This is a genomic window from Brevibacillus formosus, from assembly GCF_003013405.1.
GTDB classification, from domain to species: domain Bacteria; phylum Bacillota; class Bacilli; order Brevibacillales; family Brevibacillaceae; genus Brevibacillus; species Brevibacillus formosus.
Genome location: NZ_PXZL01000020.1, coordinates 323815 through 339136, shown reverse-complemented (window position 1 = coordinate 339136; position 15322 = coordinate 323815). Strand labels below are relative to the sequence as shown.

The 15322-nt window shown below is 47.0% G+C and carries 14 protein-coding genes; 8 read left to right on the top strand and 6 right to left on the bottom strand.

Translation table 11 applies throughout. From position 1 onward, the window contains the following. The 3 genes from C7R91_RS19490 to C7R91_RS19480 form a co-directional block, all read right to left on the bottom strand. Positions 1-1691: coiled-coil domain-containing protein (locus C7R91_RS19490; RefSeq protein ID WP_502527965.1), on the bottom strand; the 1691-nt coding region annotated here is incomplete at its 3' end. A 155-nt stretch (positions 1692-1846) separates the two neighbouring features. Beyond that, on the bottom strand, positions 1847-3052 hold the full coding sequence (locus C7R91_RS19485) for a BMQ_0737 family morphogenetic spore coat protein (RefSeq protein ID WP_047071141.1): 1206 nt from the start codon (positions 3050-3052) through the stop codon (positions 1847-1849). Positions 3053-3160: 108 nt separating this feature from the next. Next, positions 3161-4045 (bottom strand): glycosyltransferase family 2 protein, encoded by an 885-nt coding sequence (locus C7R91_RS19480; RefSeq protein ID WP_047071142.1) that lies wholly within the window; start codon positions 4043-4045, stop codon positions 3161-3163. A 137-nt stretch (positions 4046-4182) separates the two neighbouring features. Here C7R91_RS19480 and C7R91_RS19475 point away from each other — a divergent pair, with 137 nt between their 5' ends. Beyond that, complete coding sequence (locus C7R91_RS19475; RefSeq protein WP_047071144.1) at positions 4183-5553, top strand: hypothetical protein; 1371 nt, start codon at positions 4183-4185, stop codon at positions 5551-5553. A 55-nt stretch (positions 5554-5608) separates the two neighbouring features. Here C7R91_RS19475 and C7R91_RS19470 read toward each other — a convergent pair whose 3' ends face one another. Beyond that, positions 5609-6706, bottom strand: a complete 1098-nt coding sequence (locus C7R91_RS19470) for a peptidoglycan-binding protein (protein WP_047071145.1) — start codon at positions 6704-6706, stop codon at positions 5609-5611. Positions 6707-6801: 95 nt separating this feature from the next. Between C7R91_RS19470 and C7R91_RS19465 the strand changes: the two genes are divergently transcribed. Further along, a complete protein-coding gene (locus tag C7R91_RS19465) occupies positions 6802-7149 on the top strand; it encodes a DUF1360 domain-containing protein (RefSeq protein ID WP_047071147.1) in 348 nt (115 codons plus the stop codon). A 4-nt stretch (positions 7150-7153) separates the two neighbouring features. Here C7R91_RS19465 and C7R91_RS19460 read toward each other — a convergent pair whose 3' ends face one another. Next, entirely contained in the window at positions 7154-8341 is a 1188-nt protein-coding gene (locus C7R91_RS19460; protein ID WP_047071149.1) for a glycosyltransferase family 2 protein, read from the bottom strand. 122 nt (positions 8342-8463) lie between these two features. Next, on the bottom strand, positions 8464-9312 hold the full coding sequence (locus tag C7R91_RS19455) for a DUF1698 domain-containing protein (RefSeq protein ID WP_047071151.1): 849 nt from the start codon (positions 9310-9312) through the stop codon (positions 8464-8466). Positions 9313-9519: 207 nt separating this feature from the next. Here C7R91_RS19455 and C7R91_RS19450 point away from each other — a divergent pair, with 207 nt between their 5' ends. The 6 genes from C7R91_RS19450 to C7R91_RS19425 all read left to right on the top strand — a co-directional run bounded on the left by C7R91_RS19450 (position 9520) and on the right by C7R91_RS19425 (position 15301). Beyond that, the gene (locus C7R91_RS19450) at positions 9520-10365 is read left to right on the top strand and encodes a hypothetical protein (protein ID WP_047071152.1); all 846 of its coding nucleotides are present in this window, start codon (positions 9520-9522) and stop codon (positions 10363-10365) included. Between the two features lie 113 nt (positions 10366-10478). Further along, positions 10479-11882 (top strand): sugar phosphate nucleotidyltransferase, encoded by a 1404-nt coding sequence (locus tag C7R91_RS19445; protein ID WP_047071153.1) that lies wholly within the window; start codon positions 10479-10481, stop codon positions 11880-11882. Beyond that, the gene (rfbG, locus tag C7R91_RS19440; RefSeq protein WP_047071155.1) at positions 11875-12966 is read left to right on the top strand and encodes a CDP-glucose 4,6-dehydratase; all 1092 of its coding nucleotides are present in this window, start codon (positions 11875-11877) and stop codon (positions 12964-12966) included. The genes C7R91_RS19445 and rfbG overlap by 8 nt, the downstream gene beginning before the upstream one ends. Before the next feature lie 24 nt (positions 12967-12990). Continuing rightward, entirely contained in the window at positions 12991-13770 is a 780-nt protein-coding gene (gene rfbF / locus C7R91_RS19435) for a glucose-1-phosphate cytidylyltransferase (protein ID WP_047071157.1), read from the top strand. A gap of 13 nt (positions 13771-13783) precedes the next feature. Next, complete coding sequence (locus C7R91_RS19430) at positions 13784-14377, top strand: FkbM family methyltransferase (protein ID WP_047071158.1); 594 nt, start codon at positions 13784-13786, stop codon at positions 14375-14377. Positions 14378-14413: 36 nt separating this feature from the next. Continuing rightward, positions 14414-15301, top strand: coding sequence for an NAD-dependent epimerase/dehydratase family protein (locus C7R91_RS19425; protein ID WP_047071160.1), 888 nt, complete (start codon positions 14414-14416; stop codon positions 15299-15301). Positions 15302-15322 lie beyond the last annotated feature (21 nt).

Below are 15322 nucleotides of genomic sequence, written 5' to 3'. Positions count from 1 at the left end.
GAGGTGAGCTGTTGTTCTTTCGTCTCGAGGTTATGCGCAAGGGATTGAAGTTCTTGGCCTTGTGTCTGAATCTCTTTTTCGAGACCGAGAAGTTCCTGTTCCCGTGCACTGAGGTCTTGCGTCAGAGAATGCAGCTCTAGCCCCTTAGCCTCGAGCTTTTGCTCAAGACCGAGAAGTTCCTGCTCCCGTGCATGGAGGCCTTGAGCCTGAGAGTGCATTTCTAGTCCTTGCGCTTGTAACTCTTGCTCAAAACCGAGAAGCTCCTGCTGCCGTGCTTGAAGCTCTTGTGACTGAGAATGCACCTCCAACTCCTTAGCCTCGAGCTTTTGCTCAGCAACAAGCAGCCCTTGTTCTTTGGCCTGCAGGTTATGTTTTAAGGATTGAAGTTCTTGGCTTTGCCCTTGCAACTCTTGCTCAAAACCGAGAAGCTCCTGCTGCCGTGCTTGAAGCTCTTGTGACTGAGAATGCACCTCCAACTCCTTAGCCTCGAGCTTTTGCTCAGCAACAAGCAGCTCTTGTTCTTTTGCCTGCAGGTTATGTTTTAAGGATTGAAGTTCTTGGCTTTGCCCTTGCAACTCTTGCTCAAAACCGAGAAGCTCCTGCTGCCGTGCTTGAAGCTCTTGTGACTGAGAATGCACCTCTAACTCCTTAGCCTCGAGCTTTTGCTCAGCAACAAGCAGCTCTTGTTCTTTCGTCTGTAGGTGATCCGCTTGAGAATGCAATTCTAACCATTGCGTCTGAAGCTCTTTTTCCAGATCGAGAAGTTTCTGCTCCCGTTTTTGTAGGTGTTGCGTCTGAGAATGCAGCTCTTGCTCAAGATTGTGAAGGTCCTGCTCCTGCGCTTGGAGGTTTTGCTCCCGCACCTGTAGTTCCTGCTCCCGCTGCTCTCCATTTGCGCTTGCTTCTGTAAGCTGCTGTAGGGCAGAGAGTGTCTGATCTTCCCGTATCCGTGCTTCCTTCAGCTGCTGATTCAATGATTCAATTTTGGATAGTTGCTCCTGCTGACTCATCTGTGCACTATCAAATTCTTCATTTACCTTATCCAAAGCTTGTTTCCACGTAATCTGTTGCTGCTCCAAATGTGCGATCATGTCTAAATGTTGCTGGCGTTCATGCAGAATCTCCTCGATTTGACTCAATTGCTGTTCTTGCTCGTGTAACGTTGCCTGCCATTGCTCCTCTTTTTGCTCGTAGCTCTGTATTCTCCTTTGGAGCAATTCAATGTGCTCACGCAAGTGTGCTTCCTGTGCTTGATGTTTGGACATGATTTCTTCAAGCTGTGGACCTTTTCGTTGCTCCTTGATCTGGGTCTGCAAGCTTTCTATGGAATGCTTTAGCTTTACCTCGGTTTCCTGGTGTTCGGTAATGGCATTTTCGCGTTGTTTCAGGAGACGTTCGTAGTAGTCGAGCTTGCTCTTCATTTCTTGAAGCATGTCTTGTGAATCGTTCAAGCGCTGCTTCCAATGGGCCCCTTTGCTGTCCAAATCGTGGAGGGTTTGGTTCAATTGTTCAAGCTGCTCTCTGTATGCTTCGTTTTTTTCAGACGTTTCCTCTATCTGCTTCTGTAGGTGCCACACTTCTTTCATGAGCTGGTTGGCTTTATCTTCGTAGTAGTGTGCTTGTTTTTTTAGCAGGAGGAGCTTCTCATTTTCTTTCGGCTTATTCGCATTGGAGATTTTCCTTTTGTACACAGTGTTGTCCTCCTTTTTCCGTCTGGCGTTCCCATATAGACATATGTACGGGTTGGGAATTGGTGCCTGTATTGTAGTGACTGTTTATCCATAGAAAAAACGGGAGAAGTGTTGGTCTTCTCCCGCCTGATTGGTAATCATCTTTTTTGTTTTGCTTACGGAGAAGTGATGACGATATCTCCGAAAGTGATGCAATCGGCAACCAGCAATTGTTCGTCTGGCACAACGGTGACGGTTGCGGAGAAAATGAGGACACCGGCAGAGTTCGTGAGTGTCAGGATGATGACATCAGGCAGGCCGAGACCTGTTTCCGCCAAGGTGAGGGAGTAGGTTACGGTCTCCTGTGCCCCTGTCGCGGTAAATGTCTGAACGCCGGTACCTGTTACGACGAGACCTGTCACGATAGGAAGGATCGGCAAGACGGTAATGCAGGTCGGAGAGCTGATAGTCGTAGGCGAGAAGCTAAAGCTTTGATCGCCAGGGATAACATCTGGCAAGATATTATCAAAGAAGTTAAAGGTAAACGAGCTGCTAGACGGATCGCAGCTTGGGCAGATATCTGCGATGAGCTGAATTGTACCGGCGGCGAGTACGAGTGGGATTCCAATCGAAACGGAGATGTTTGCAACCAATGCGTTGACGGACGCCTGGCAATCGCAGTTGCGTACTGGGAAGATTGGTGGGCATTGTGGCGGGAATGTGATCGGTGGGCAACGGAAAGATGGCGTTGGCGATGGAATTGGAATGTTGTTTGGACGAGGTGCGCAGAATTTCGCCAATACTTCCAGCTTGACTTCTGCTTCTACCTGGATTTCTACGCAGACAATGACGTCGAGTTGAACCATGCCGCCAAGGAGAACGGTACCGGTCGGTGAGCACTCAAAAGCACTGATTCGGCACAAAATATTGTCCTCATCAAGCGGTTCAGGCAGGCAGAGAACGACTTCCTGATCGAATTGCACTGTTGTTGTAAATTCGCAGAGAGGTGTTCCATCTGCGAAGACACGAACGAGTACAGTGGCTCCGAACACGAAGCGTACGACCCCGACCCGAACGGTGGTCCCACCGACTGTAATGTTCTCGCGGCGGATACTGACGACTCTGCAAGTAGGACCAGGAGAAACTGGCTCAACGCAGGAGAGCGTGATATCTTGCCCTGCACGAATGGCAGCGTCTACCAGAGCTTGACAATCGTCGGGAAGGGCAATCTTGTTTCGGTAGCTGTTCGCTAATACTACCCAGTCATACACCTTGTTGACGCGAATGCACTCTTCCTGCAGGTTGTTCGATATAGGAGGAGTTGCTGTAGGCGTCGGTGTAGGGAGCTGGCGACCCATAATGGGCTTCACGTGATGTTTCACCGTAAGAATCCTTCCTTTCCTAGGGAGTTTGCTTTGCAGTTACATACTATGTGGGCAACGGGAGTTTGGCATGTTGAGCATGCGCCTATTTTTTAGGTCGCTATCTTATCAGAATGGAATTTGGAATTTTTGAAAGAACCAATTGTCGTCGAATTTTCTTTGGGCAGCGTATCGAACACGCTGAGCGGCAGCCCCGCAAGTCAGTACATCATCCTCAATTTCACTTGCATTTGCGTAGAGTACAAGTTTTTTCGCTGCCTCAATCCGATGCTCGTTAAAATGGCTGTACGCCATTCGAAGCATATTGTAATAAATGTGCTCATGTGCAACTGTGTAAGGGTGAACTTGCCTAAACAAATGCAAGATTTTTACGGATGGCTGGACCATACACGTATATCCAAACAGCCACATCTTAATGGAAAACTCGATATCTTCAAATCCCCAAATACGAAAACCGCGATCAAAACCCCCAACTTTCATAAAAGCTTCTTTGGTGACCAGGAAGCATCCCCCAGGCAATATGGCAACCGGCGCCGGGCCTGTTGGCTTTGGATACCAGGTGATCTCGAGCTTTTGATTCAGATTTTGCCCATATCCAATTTTATGTGGCTCCGTCATGGAAGCAATTCCGGGAGCAACGCCATCTGCTTTTTTTGTCAGAATGAGCTCCATCATGCGATCGATCCAAAAGTTTTCAAAAGACAGATGGGCATCGCAAAAAATGAAGTAGTTGCCGCGGGCATGATTCACGCCCAAGTTTCGTGCTGCAGCAGCACCAATGCCTTCTGTCGTGATTAATTTTATTTTTTCATTCTGCCCTTGGCCTTGTAAAAAGTGACAACCATTATCAGTTGAGGCATCATCGACTACGATCACTTCATACGGATACGTGGTTCTTGTATTCAAAAGGGAAGTGATGGTAGAACGCACATTGTCCCCCTCATTTTTTACAGGAATGATAATGGAGATTAGGGGCATTTGTGAGGTGGGCATATGACCACTCCTTTCTGTAGCCATCGTATGCGCAAAGCGCTTCTTCGGAACAGTCATCGCCAAAAATGTTCACTTTGGACACTGGGCATTCATACAATATCGCGGACTGAAGGAAAGTGTCGTAAGGAGAGATGGGAATGGATGTTGAGGTATATTACAGTGGTCAACGTGGCGGGACCATGCCGTATGCGGCTTTGCCAGCGTTCCGTTTATTTTGCAAACAAAATGGCTTTCAATTGAAGTGGGATTCGACGAATAAAAGAGTTGACCTGGATTCGGGTTTGAAAGGAAAAGTTTGCGTTCTTTTTACAGGCCTATCTTCAGGAGGGACTGCCTATGAGTGGGAGGTATTGGGGAACGTTCAAAAATTTCTTTCTGATAGCGGGATGGAAGTTGTCTTAAGCCAAAACAATCCGTCTCTGGCGAAAAATACGGATGTCGCTATTCGTTTCAGCTTGAAGGAAATGAGAGTTCTGGAAAAGCCGAGACTGATTTTCTTTCAGTCAGAGGATGAAAAGCGGCAAGACCTGATCAAGTGTTTGCGTACAGAAATGCAGCAATCAGGAATCCCGTGTCACTATAAAGTAACCAAAAACCAAAAGCAACCATCGATTGTTCACATCCAGTTTCAGTTGCCGCTTTATACGGAAGTTGGCAAGCGTAAAATCTATGCGGAAAAAATTGCGCTGCACTTGGCATCAGGGATTTTGGAGTATTTCCAAAATGGATTGCACATTCAGCCAATGGCGTTTTTACCACCCAATATTTTAAAGCTGTTTTATTCCACGATGCTTTTTACCTCTGACAAGGAAAGTCAGCAGGAAGCAGACGAAAAGCCATTGGAAGAGGAACAAAACACGATTCAGGAAAGTGATCATCCGAGTGCTGAGGCAAGTGACTCAAACAGAGATGTAAACAGTGAAGGAAGCACCGAATCAGACAGGGAACGGGAAGAACTGCTGATCTTGGCAGAAGAAGAACTAGTTGAACAGGTAGTGTCCATTCATCCGGTCGAAGAAGTGCCTGAACACGTTGACTTGCGCACAGCGGCAGAGGTGTATTTTGATTACACGTTGATCCACTCTGAATCCGTTGAGAAGCCGTACCTGTTGATTGGGACACTTCAGGTGAAAAATACGGGGAACGTTGAATTGAAAAATCCAATCGTTTGCCTGCGGGTCTCGCCTGTCGATTCGATCAAAATGGGAGGGCAGGTATTGCCTCCGAAGCTCGTGGAGACAATGGCCGTACAAGGTACATCTGGCTTAAAGGGATGGAGATACTTGGAAGACGATTGGTTTGCCCAAGCGATGGAGAGAGGGGAATACTGGATAGCTCCGATCCAGCCTGTAACCATTGCGCCGGAATCGACGGAATCGTTTCAAAACTTTCAGATTTCTTTTATGAAACAAGAAGCGGGGAAGGGAATCGTCGTCGAGGGTGTCGTGCTGTGCAACGATCAGACGGTACACTTTTCCGCCAATAATCGGATCGCCGTGTCTTTCTAATTTGGAAGAAAAGCCACCATTTCAGTAGAAATGATGGCTTTTCCGTTCCGCGCCTCTATTTTTTCAAGAACATTTGTACGAATGTTTTCCCGTGCGGACCGCCATTTACGACAGCAATGGCTACGTAGTCGTATGTCGGGCTCATAATATTGGCTTTGTGCCCAGAGGAATTCATGAACATTTGATGAGCACTGCTTACAGAGTAGTTTTGGGCAATATTTTCAGCAGCAGCAATATAGCGAATACCAAAAGTGTCCATCATTTGAAACGGTGAACCGTAAGTAGGAGAGGTGTGGCTAAAGTAGCCTTTGTTTACCATCTCTTGAGCTTTTACACGTGCAACGTTCACCAACTGCATGTCCACTTGATAGGGTGCGAGGCCGCGGCTGGTGCGCTCTTGGTTCACGAGCTGAACCATTTCTTTTTCCTCAGCCGTCAAGCCAGCGGGAAGAGGAACTTGCGTGTCAGCACCAGGGTTTTGCGGTTGCTCAGGCTTGCTCGGGGTTACGGGAGTCGTTGGATTTGTCGGGACAGTTGGCTTCGTTTCTGGTTTAGGCTGCACTGGATTGTTCTTGTATTGCGTTTGAATGGTCGTATAAGTTTTGGCATCAGCTTCACCAGTCAGCGGCTGTTTGTTGCGCGACTGGAATAGCATGACGGCAAAGCGCGTAGATTCATCGTAATAACCCGAGGCAGTTACTTTGTATCCGAGGCCAGCGAGCATCTTTTGCAATTCCTTCACGTTTTCACCGCTAGCACCTAATTTCAGCGTAGCGTAATCATTGGATTCAGCAGGCTTGCTAGGCTTGGACGGTGTGCTCGGCTGTGTCGGCTGCTCTTGCTTGCGTGCTTGGTACGCTCTCTTCAGTTTATCGTAAGTAGCTTTGTTCACAATTCCGGTTTGCTTGAGCTTGTATTTTTTCTGGAACGCTTTGACGTTATAAGCCGTGTTGCTGTTGTAGTTCTTGTCCACTACCAGCTTGTAGTCGTAATGGAGTGCATCGAGCATCTTTTCCACTTCAAGCACACGCGAGCTTTTCATCCCTTTTTTCAAAGGGGTAAAGGTTGTTTTCGCAAATGCAGGTTGTCCGATCATGGTAACGAGGACGGACAGGGAAAGGATGGTTGCCATTTTCTTTATGTTGCGATTCATCTCATCACGCCTTTCTCTGGTTTGTCGCACCACAATGGTACTAAATGTGGAACAAATGAGAAAAGCACAAAATATTGGAAAGAGGTGGAGGTGGAATGTTTGACCTCTCTTGGATCGACTTAATCATTCTTGTGCTGGCAAGCTTTCGTCTGACGCATTTGATTGTTTTTGATGAGATCACGTCTTTTCTGCGAAACCCATTTTACCAGGTATTATATGTGCCCGATGAGTCGGGGCAAATGGTTCGGGACTTTCAATTTAAAGGCGGGAGGGTACGCCAATGGATAGGCAGGTTGTTGAGCTGCCATTGGTGCGTGGGAATATGGGTAGGCGCTTTGATCGTTGCCTTGTATATGTATGTGCCAGCCGCCTATCCTTTGTTGCTCCTGCTTGCCATAGCCGGAGCGGCGGCTGTCATTGAGACGAAGTTATACTCGAGTTGACTAATTAGCTCCTTGCAAATGCTTTGTACACGAGTACTTCATCATGGGATAGCGGAATGATCTCTTCTGCCATGTAACCTCCCACCATTCTGTGCTGGACTTGAGGTGTGGTCGGAGCGGTGACACTGGACGAAGATATGTCCACTCGATGCATTGTCGCTCTGGGGTCGAGCGGGATTTCAAGGGCGAAGGTGGGTTTCTCGATGGTATAGCTTTTTACGCCTGCCCCATTTACGAGGGCAGTGAGCACAATCGGCTTCGCCAACCTGGCAGTAGAGCCGGGGACTCTTCCTTTTACCAAAAGCATTTGGGCAGGTGCGGAAGGCGCTGATTCAACGATAACGCGCAAGATGGGAGGCGCCCATAAGTCAATACTGCGATTCATGCTTGAGATGCGGGACGTATTGGCAGGGAATGTTTTATACAGTTTTAAAAGGTTTAGTACACCCATGCCTTTGTATTGTGGAACGTACGAAATCCAGTGGCTTGGTATGGAAGCATAATTTTTCGCCAGCGATTTTAATACTTCAGGCACACCGATAGAATGCCATTGTGTAGCTGATTTGCAGGCACCGTGGATTCGTGCGCTTCCCAAATACTGGGCAATGTAGCCGATTGGATAAAATTTGGCGATTCGCATCCAGAGGTCGTAGTCCATGCAAAATTGCAGCGATTCATCGACGCCCCCCATATGCCTGAAGACGTTGGCCCTGATGAAAGCGGAGGGCTGGCATATACAGCAGCTTTGATACAATTTCTTGGCGTCAGCTGGTTCTGATGGGTAGCTGGAGGATACTTGCCCATACTCATTCGTGACATGACAATTGCCATGCAGCATTCCCCAACTCGGGTTGGACGCAAAAGCTTGAACAGTTGCTTGGATGGCGCCAGGTACATACATGTCGTCTGAATTCAGCCAGCCAATGATTTCCCCTCTAGCCATTGCAAGGCCTTTGTTAAGCGCATGAGACTGTCCGCGATCCGGTTCGGAAATATAACGGAAGCGTGGATCTTTTTGTGCATATTCTTGCAAGATGGAGAGCGTATCGTCAGTGGAGCCTCCATCTACCACGATATGCTCAAGGTTTGCATAGTCCTGGGTCAAAATGCTATTTATGGTGTCACGAATAAACCGGCCTTGGTTGTAAGAGGGGGTAATGATACTCACTAAAGGTTGCTGTGAGTGGGACACGAGATTCACTCCCATCTTTCCATCATATAAAATGCATGCACTACCATCAGACTATGAACGAATGGAAAATCGGGTACACAAGCATCGTTGATCTTGTGCACCCGATTTCCTTTTCCCAAATATTACAGGTAGTCTGGAACGATCCCTGGATTGCGGAATATACGCAGCAATTCCGCGTGACAGTTATTGTCGATCTCACTGCCAGAAATCGCTCTTGCCACGAGGCTAATACGACCTGCATTGTAATTGTTTATTCTGCCGGAGGGGATCGTCCGAATCGATTCAGGAATGACTTCGAACAACGTGCTCTTCAGCATCTCCTCAATGCAAAGGACGGACGGCAGCCACCAAGTGGTATCGTCCTTATAAATCCGGTTCATTTGTCCAGGAGCCCCGTTGTAGACCATGATTGATTGGTTCGTATCCAAAATACAGGCAGTTTCCAACAAGAGGTGCCCACCTGGTTTAATCACACTCCGGCATTGCGATAATGTCCACATCGGATCGCGCAAATGATAGAGCAGACCAAGATGCTGGACGACATCAAATTGATTGTGCCGAATTTGATGAGGGAAAGGCAGTGGTTCTGTAAAATCGTCCATCAACAACACTTGCAGACCTTCCCATAGTTTATAAGGACTGGTATTGTACAGCGGCAAAACTTTGCTTTGCAGGATGTTCTTGCAAAACTCAAAATTCAAATAGAGAGGCTGCATACAGTCCGTAGCCACGACAAGACTTGCCCCTCTTTGCTCCGCTTCAAACGCCCACATACCGTCAAAACTAGCGAGATCTAGGACGCGTTTCCCCGAATATTGGATATATTCTCTGGATTGTCGCGTCATATTCCATACATTTTCCAAAAGCGAAATCCCAGGAGTGACGATACCGGGTCGCAGTGCGATTTTATGGTACCATCGCCGTTTGTTGATCTCATCGAGGATTTCCTGATCTGTCCAAAATCTTCCCATCGACATGTCCCCCTTCATTTCAGAGTGCTTGCCCTATACGATATGTTCGGATCGAGCTGGGGGGAATGATATAAATGCATTAATTTTGTCCCAACCAGATGTAAAGTTGCTTGGCAACAAGCAGCTTTTCGGAAAAAAGGCATATGCCCGTTTCTCGTTGTCTTTCACTTACATAAAGTATGGGGAGAAAAAGGAGGCGGAAAGAGTATGCCCTTGCCTATTGTGATCATCCATCGCGGGGACGATGATTATCTCTCATACAGCTTGCAGCAAGCGAAAATAAGCAACCCAAATACGCCCGTCTATCTGATAGGGAATGGAGGAAACAGGAGGTATGCTACGAACGGCATCATTTACGAGATGATAGACGATTACATGCATGCCGCTATCGAAATGACGAGAGTCTACAAACATATTCATTTCATGCCCTTTGAGTACAATCTGTTTTGTTTTCAAAGATGGTTTATTTTGTTGGCGTTTATGACAAAGCATCAAATTCCGAAATGCTGCTATATCGATACGGATGTCATGCTGTATACCGACGTGAACCATCCGCGCTTTAACAACTTTACGATGGAATTCGTATGGACCAATTTCGTAGACAGACAGAAGCTCGAACATTATTGCGAGTTCATGAGGTCTCACTTTGCCACTCCTATTGCATTCGCGAAAGTCGTCCAATACACGATGCAGAGAAAGGAACATGTAAGATTCAATCAGCCTTTAATTACAGATATGGTGCTGGCTTTGCTATTTCTTGAGCAATTCAAGGATTACCGAATCACGAATGGCTTGTTTCATGATGGCATTGTGGATGGGAATATTCAGCAGGCTACATCGGTGGAGAATTTGTACGGCTATAAGAAAATTTACTCGATAAACGGTATCTTGTGCTGCAAGGATAATGCAACGGGCCGATATATGCCGATGTTTTCTCTGCATTTTCAAGGATACATGAAGCACTTTATGAGATTTTTCACGGCTCCTTACCTCCCCCAAGCAGGTTCTTACATTTTCGATTATATTTCCAATCGTTGGATTCAGTTTTCATAGGCTTCTATCATTCCTCGTGTTATTTGACCATTTTCATTGGATCATAGAGCATCCACTTCGACAAACGCATAAGATGGTGCATACAACACGATAAACGGATAGAGGTGGCCTGGGTGAAACTGATATTGCTATCGGGTGGTTCAGGGAAAAGGCTGTGGCCGCTCTCCAATGATGTCAGATCCAAACAGTTCTTGAAGTTGATAGGCAATGAACATGCCCAACCAGAAGCAATGGTTCAACGAGTGTGGAGGCAGCTGACCTCGCGCAATTGGTCGGAGCCTGTTTATATTTCAACAGGCCGCTCGCATGTTGATTTGCTTCAAAGCCAGCTCGGTGAGGGCGTTCCCTTAATTGTGGAGCCGGAAAAAAGGGATACCTTCCCTGCCATTGCTTTAGCGGTTACCTATCTGTATTCTGCTTTGACAATGGACCCGGATGAGGTCATAGCCATCATGCCTGTTGATCCATTCGTTGAGGATCGCTTCATGGACAGGATCAAGGAGCTGGAGAACGTCATTCTCAGCTCAGGCGCGAATCTCGCATTAATCGGAGTGAAACCTACGTATCCATCTACGAAATACGGTTACATTGTTCCACAGCTAGAATCAGAATTGGATCAGGGGAAAAGGTCTCAAGCCTATCAAAAAGTAAAAAGCTTCAAAGAAAAGCCGTCACTTGAGCAAGCGCAGGATTTAGTAGAAAAGAAGGCCCTGTGGAATTGTGGAATTTTTGCTTTTCGATTGGGTTACCTGATTCGTGAATTGGAGCAAAAAGGATTGCCTATTGAATACAACCGCATGCTTGAGCAATACAGCCAAATGCCTGCCATCAGCTTTGACTATGAGATTGTAGAAAAGGCAGAGAAAGTAGTCGTTCTCCCGTATGACGGAGACTGGAAGGACTTAGGTACGTGGAATACACTCACGGAAGAAATGAGCGGGAATGCAATCGGTAAGGTTTTTCTAGATGAGAGCTGCACCAATACCCACGTTATCAACGAATTGGACATACCTATCGTGTCCATCGGTCTATCGGATATGATCGTGGCGGCTAGTCCGGATGGCATCCTCGTTTCTTCCAAGGAACAAAGCCATATGGTCAAAAATTTGGCTTTGGATTGGACAAAGCGCCCAATGTATGAAGAGCGGCGCTGGGGATGGTATCAGGTTATGCATTTTCAGAAGAACGAAGACAACGTGGAAGTATTAACGAAAAGAATCCATGTATACGCCGGGAAAAATTTGAGCTATCAGTACCATCACCATCGTAGCGAAGTATGGATCATCGTGGAGGGCTGCGGCGAGTTCATCTTGGACGATCAGCTGAGTCAGGTTGGACCAGGGGACGTCTTGCAAATTCCGGTAGGGGCCAAACATGCAATCAAAGCTACGAATGAGCTGGAATTCATCGAGGTACAGATGGGAAGTCAGCTGGTGGAAGAAGATATCGTTCGACTCGGAATGACGTGGTCAGCGATTCTCGAGCAGATTAGGAAGCACGGTGATCACGATGGTTGATCCAGCGTTCTGGCGAGACAAAAAAGTGTTGATCACCGGTCATACGGGCTTCAAAGGGGCATGGCTATGCTTATGGCTGCATCACTTAGGGGCGAAGGTAACAGGGTATGCGCTGTCGCCGCCGACGAATCCGAGTATTTTTGAGTGTGCCCAAATCAGCTCATTGGTTGATTCGATTATCGATGATGTCAGATCGAAGGAAAGTGTTCAAAAAGCGATTAACCAAGCAAACCCGGATATCATCATTCACATGGCTGCTCAGCCGCTGGTGCGTCTATCGTATCAATATCCGGCGGAAACTTACGAAATCAATGTCATGGGTACGGTGAATGTGCTCGAAGCGGCGAAAGTGGCCGTGCAAAACGGTATGAAAATCAGAGCGATTATTAATGTTACGACAGATAAGGTCTACGAAAATCGGGAGTGGGTGTGGGGATACCGTGAGCAGGATGTGTTGGGCGGCTATGACCCGTATTCCAACAGCAAAGCATGTTCGGAGCAAGTGACTTCCTCCTATCGCAATGCTTTTTTCCACCCCGACCAGTATCACCAGCATGGTGTATCGATTGCTTCAGCGCGAGCAGGCAATGTGATCGGCGGAGGTGATTGGGCTCTTGATCGTTTAATACCAGATTGCCTGAGTGCTTTGATTAAGGGAGAGAAGATCATCATCCGAAATCCAAAAGCAATTCGACCGTGGCAGCACGTCCTTGAGCCATTGAAGGGTTATTTGATGCTCGCTGAAAAAATGTGGAGAAATGGCAAGGATTACGCGCAGAGCTGGAATTTTGGCCCGAATGATGAAGACGCAAAATCTGTAGAGTGGATCGTCCAGCAATTGTGTGAGAGATGGGGAGCTGGGGCCAGCTTTGAAGCAGAGCGAACAGATTCACAATGGCACGAAGCCCAATATTTAAAGCTGGACTGTTCCAAAGCCAGAAGCGAAATAGACTGGAAGCCCAACTGGTCAATCGAACAGACCTTGGACAGTATCATTTCTTGGCATAAGGCCTATCAGCAGAAGCAAGACGTGAGAAAAATCTGTTTGGCCCAAATCAGAGCGTATACAGATGGGCCCCGATGAACAACAGAGGAAGGAGGGCAGCCAATGAAAGTCGTCATCCTAGCAGGAGGGTATGGCACACGCATTGGAGAAGAGACGCATCTTCGTCCGAAGCCGCTCATTGAGATCGGTGATTGGCCCATCATTTGTCATATCATGTCCGTTTATTCAAAGTACGGCTTCCACGATTTCATCATTTGTCTTGGGTACAAAGGCTATATGATCAAGGAGTACTTCGCGCACTACTTCCTTCACCATTCTGATGTGACGTTTGATTTTCGCAATGACAATCAGGTCACTTTTCACAACCACAATGCTGCTCCATGGCGAGTCACATTAATTGACACGGGTAAAGACACAGGGACAGGTGGGAGGGTGAGACGGATACAGAAATATGTGGGAGAAGAAACATTCATGCTGACGTATGGAGATGGCTTATCCGACATTGATATTGAACAGCTGGTAAAATTTCATCGCGCGCATAAAAAACTCGCAACGATCACCACTACCCAACCGCCAGGCCGATTCGGAGCATTGGATCTTGCCAATGGGAACACAGTTACAGGATTCCAAGAAAAGCCAAAGGGGGACGGCGGGTGGATCAATGCTGGTTTTTTTGTCATGGAGCCAGGAGTATTTGACTATATTGCGGGTGATGAGACGGTATTGGAAAAAGAGCCGCTGGAGAGCTTGGCCAAGGCGAATCAACTGATGGCCTTCAAGCATACCGGTTTTTGGCATCCAATGGATACGCTCAGAGATAAAAACTACTTGGAAGAACTGTGGAAATCCGGAAAAGCAGCATGGGCAACCAGCCGAACATAAGGAGGAAGCAGGAGTGGGCGGATTAAACGAAAACAGTGAAGAAGTTTTTTCTCCGATTGGCTACGGTGACATCACGATCGATTGTGGGGCAAATTACGGGGTCATTTCTCAAAAAATGGCGGATAAAGGTGCCCTCGTCTTTGCGTTTGAACCGAATCCATTTGTATTTGAGGAATTGAAAAAAAGGGTAGGATCTTATCCCAATGTCGTATGTATAAACAAAGCGGTTTGGCATAAAAACGACAAGCTGCGCTTGCATTTGCATGATCTTTACCATACGGATCCGGCTGGGTCTGCTTATGCCTCTTCCCTTTTGAATAATCATCCTGTTACGAATCCCAATAAGTATGTAGAGGTAGAGGTCATTGATTTGACACAGTTCATCCAAATGCTCAATCGTCCCATCAAATTAATCAAAATCGATATTGAGGGGGCAGAATTTGAACTGCTGGAAAAGATCGTAGAACAAAATCTACACCTGCAAATAGAAAAAATCGTCGTAGAAAATCATGAATGGCTCATCGAAGGCTTGAAAGCGAAGGCTGATCACTTTCGGGGGGTCATGCAAGAAAAACAAATTCACAACATCGACTTGAACTGGATATAAGAAGAGAGCCAAGCAGGTGAAGGGGAGCGATCCCAAATGAAGATACTTGTGACCGGCGCGACAGGTTTTCTCGGAAGCCAGCTCGTAAAAGCGCTGCGATTGGACGGACATACCGTCATCATTTTGAAAAGGAGCACCTCTGATTGCTCGCGTATCCAAGACGTTTTACCTGATTTGATTACGTATGATACGGATCGCGGGGAATGGGAAGCTCCTTTTTTCGAGCAGGGGAGAATGGATGTGATCATCCATACGGCTACCTGCTATGGACGCAACAACGAGAGCAATGCCATGCTGGTAGATGCCAATGTAACCTTTCCGTTGAAACTGCTGGATGTGGCCATACGCTTTGGCACCCCTGTTTTTATGAATACGGATACGTTTTCCAGTGCACCCCTCCGATTATCCAGACATCTACAGCCATACAATCTGACGAAGCGTCAATTTAGAGAATGGGGAAAAAGCATGGCAGATACGTCTTCTCTGCGATTCATCAACGTCAGGCTTGAGCATATGTATGGTCCCTACGACAATACGAATAAATTTGTCTCTTCTGTCATCAAAAGCTGTCTCGAAAATCAACCTGAACTAAGGCTTACTGAAGGAAAGCAAGCAAGGGATTTTATTTATGTGGATGATGTTGTTTCCGCCTTCCGTGTACTGTTGGAGAATGCTGCCTGTCTACCTGCAGGATATGCGGAATACCAGGTAGGGACAAGCAAAGCTACCTCGATTCGAGAGTTTGTAGAACTGGTTCGTCAAATGACCCAATCAAGTACGGTCCTGAAGTTCGGATCGATTGCTTATCATGACCTGGAAATCATGCATTCACAAGCAGATATTCGGCCGCTGCAAGCACTGGGGTGGAATCCTCAGGTGGAGCTGGAGGATGGGTTGAGAAAGGTCATGAGCGTTTTTAAATAGCAGCGCAACAAAAAACATGGC

Bases quoted from the DNA above. Each gene is read 5' to 3' on its own strand.
- C7R91_RS19480 (WP_047071142.1), bottom strand. From the start codon at position 4,045: ATGCCCACCTCACAAATGCCCCTAATCTCCATTATCATTCCTGTAAAA.
- C7R91_RS19475 (WP_047071144.1), top strand. From the start codon at position 4,183: ATGGATGTTGAGGTATATTACAGTGGTCAACGTGGCGGGACCATGCCG.
- C7R91_RS19470 (WP_047071145.1), bottom strand. From the start codon at position 6,706: ATGAATCGCAACATAAAGAAAATGGCAACCATCCTTTCCCTGTCCGTC.
- C7R91_RS19465 (WP_047071147.1), top strand. From the start codon at position 6,802: ATGTTTGACCTCTCTTGGATCGACTTAATCATTCTTGTGCTGGCAAGC.
- C7R91_RS19455 (WP_047071151.1), bottom strand. From the start codon at position 9,312: ATGGGAAGATTTTGGACAGATCAGGAAATCCTCGATGAGATCAACAAA.
- C7R91_RS19450 (WP_047071152.1), top strand. From the start codon at position 9,520: ATGCCCTTGCCTATTGTGATCATCCATCGCGGGGACGATGATTATCTC.
- rfbG (WP_047071155.1), top strand. From the start codon at position 11,875: ATGGTTGATCCAGCGTTCTGGCGAGACAAAAAAGTGTTGATCACCGGT.
- rfbF (WP_047071157.1), top strand. From the start codon at position 12,991: ATGAAAGTCGTCATCCTAGCAGGAGGGTATGGCACACGCATTGGAGAA.
- C7R91_RS19425 (WP_047071160.1), top strand. From the start codon at position 14,414: ATGAAGATACTTGTGACCGGCGCGACAGGTTTTCTCGGAAGCCAGCTC.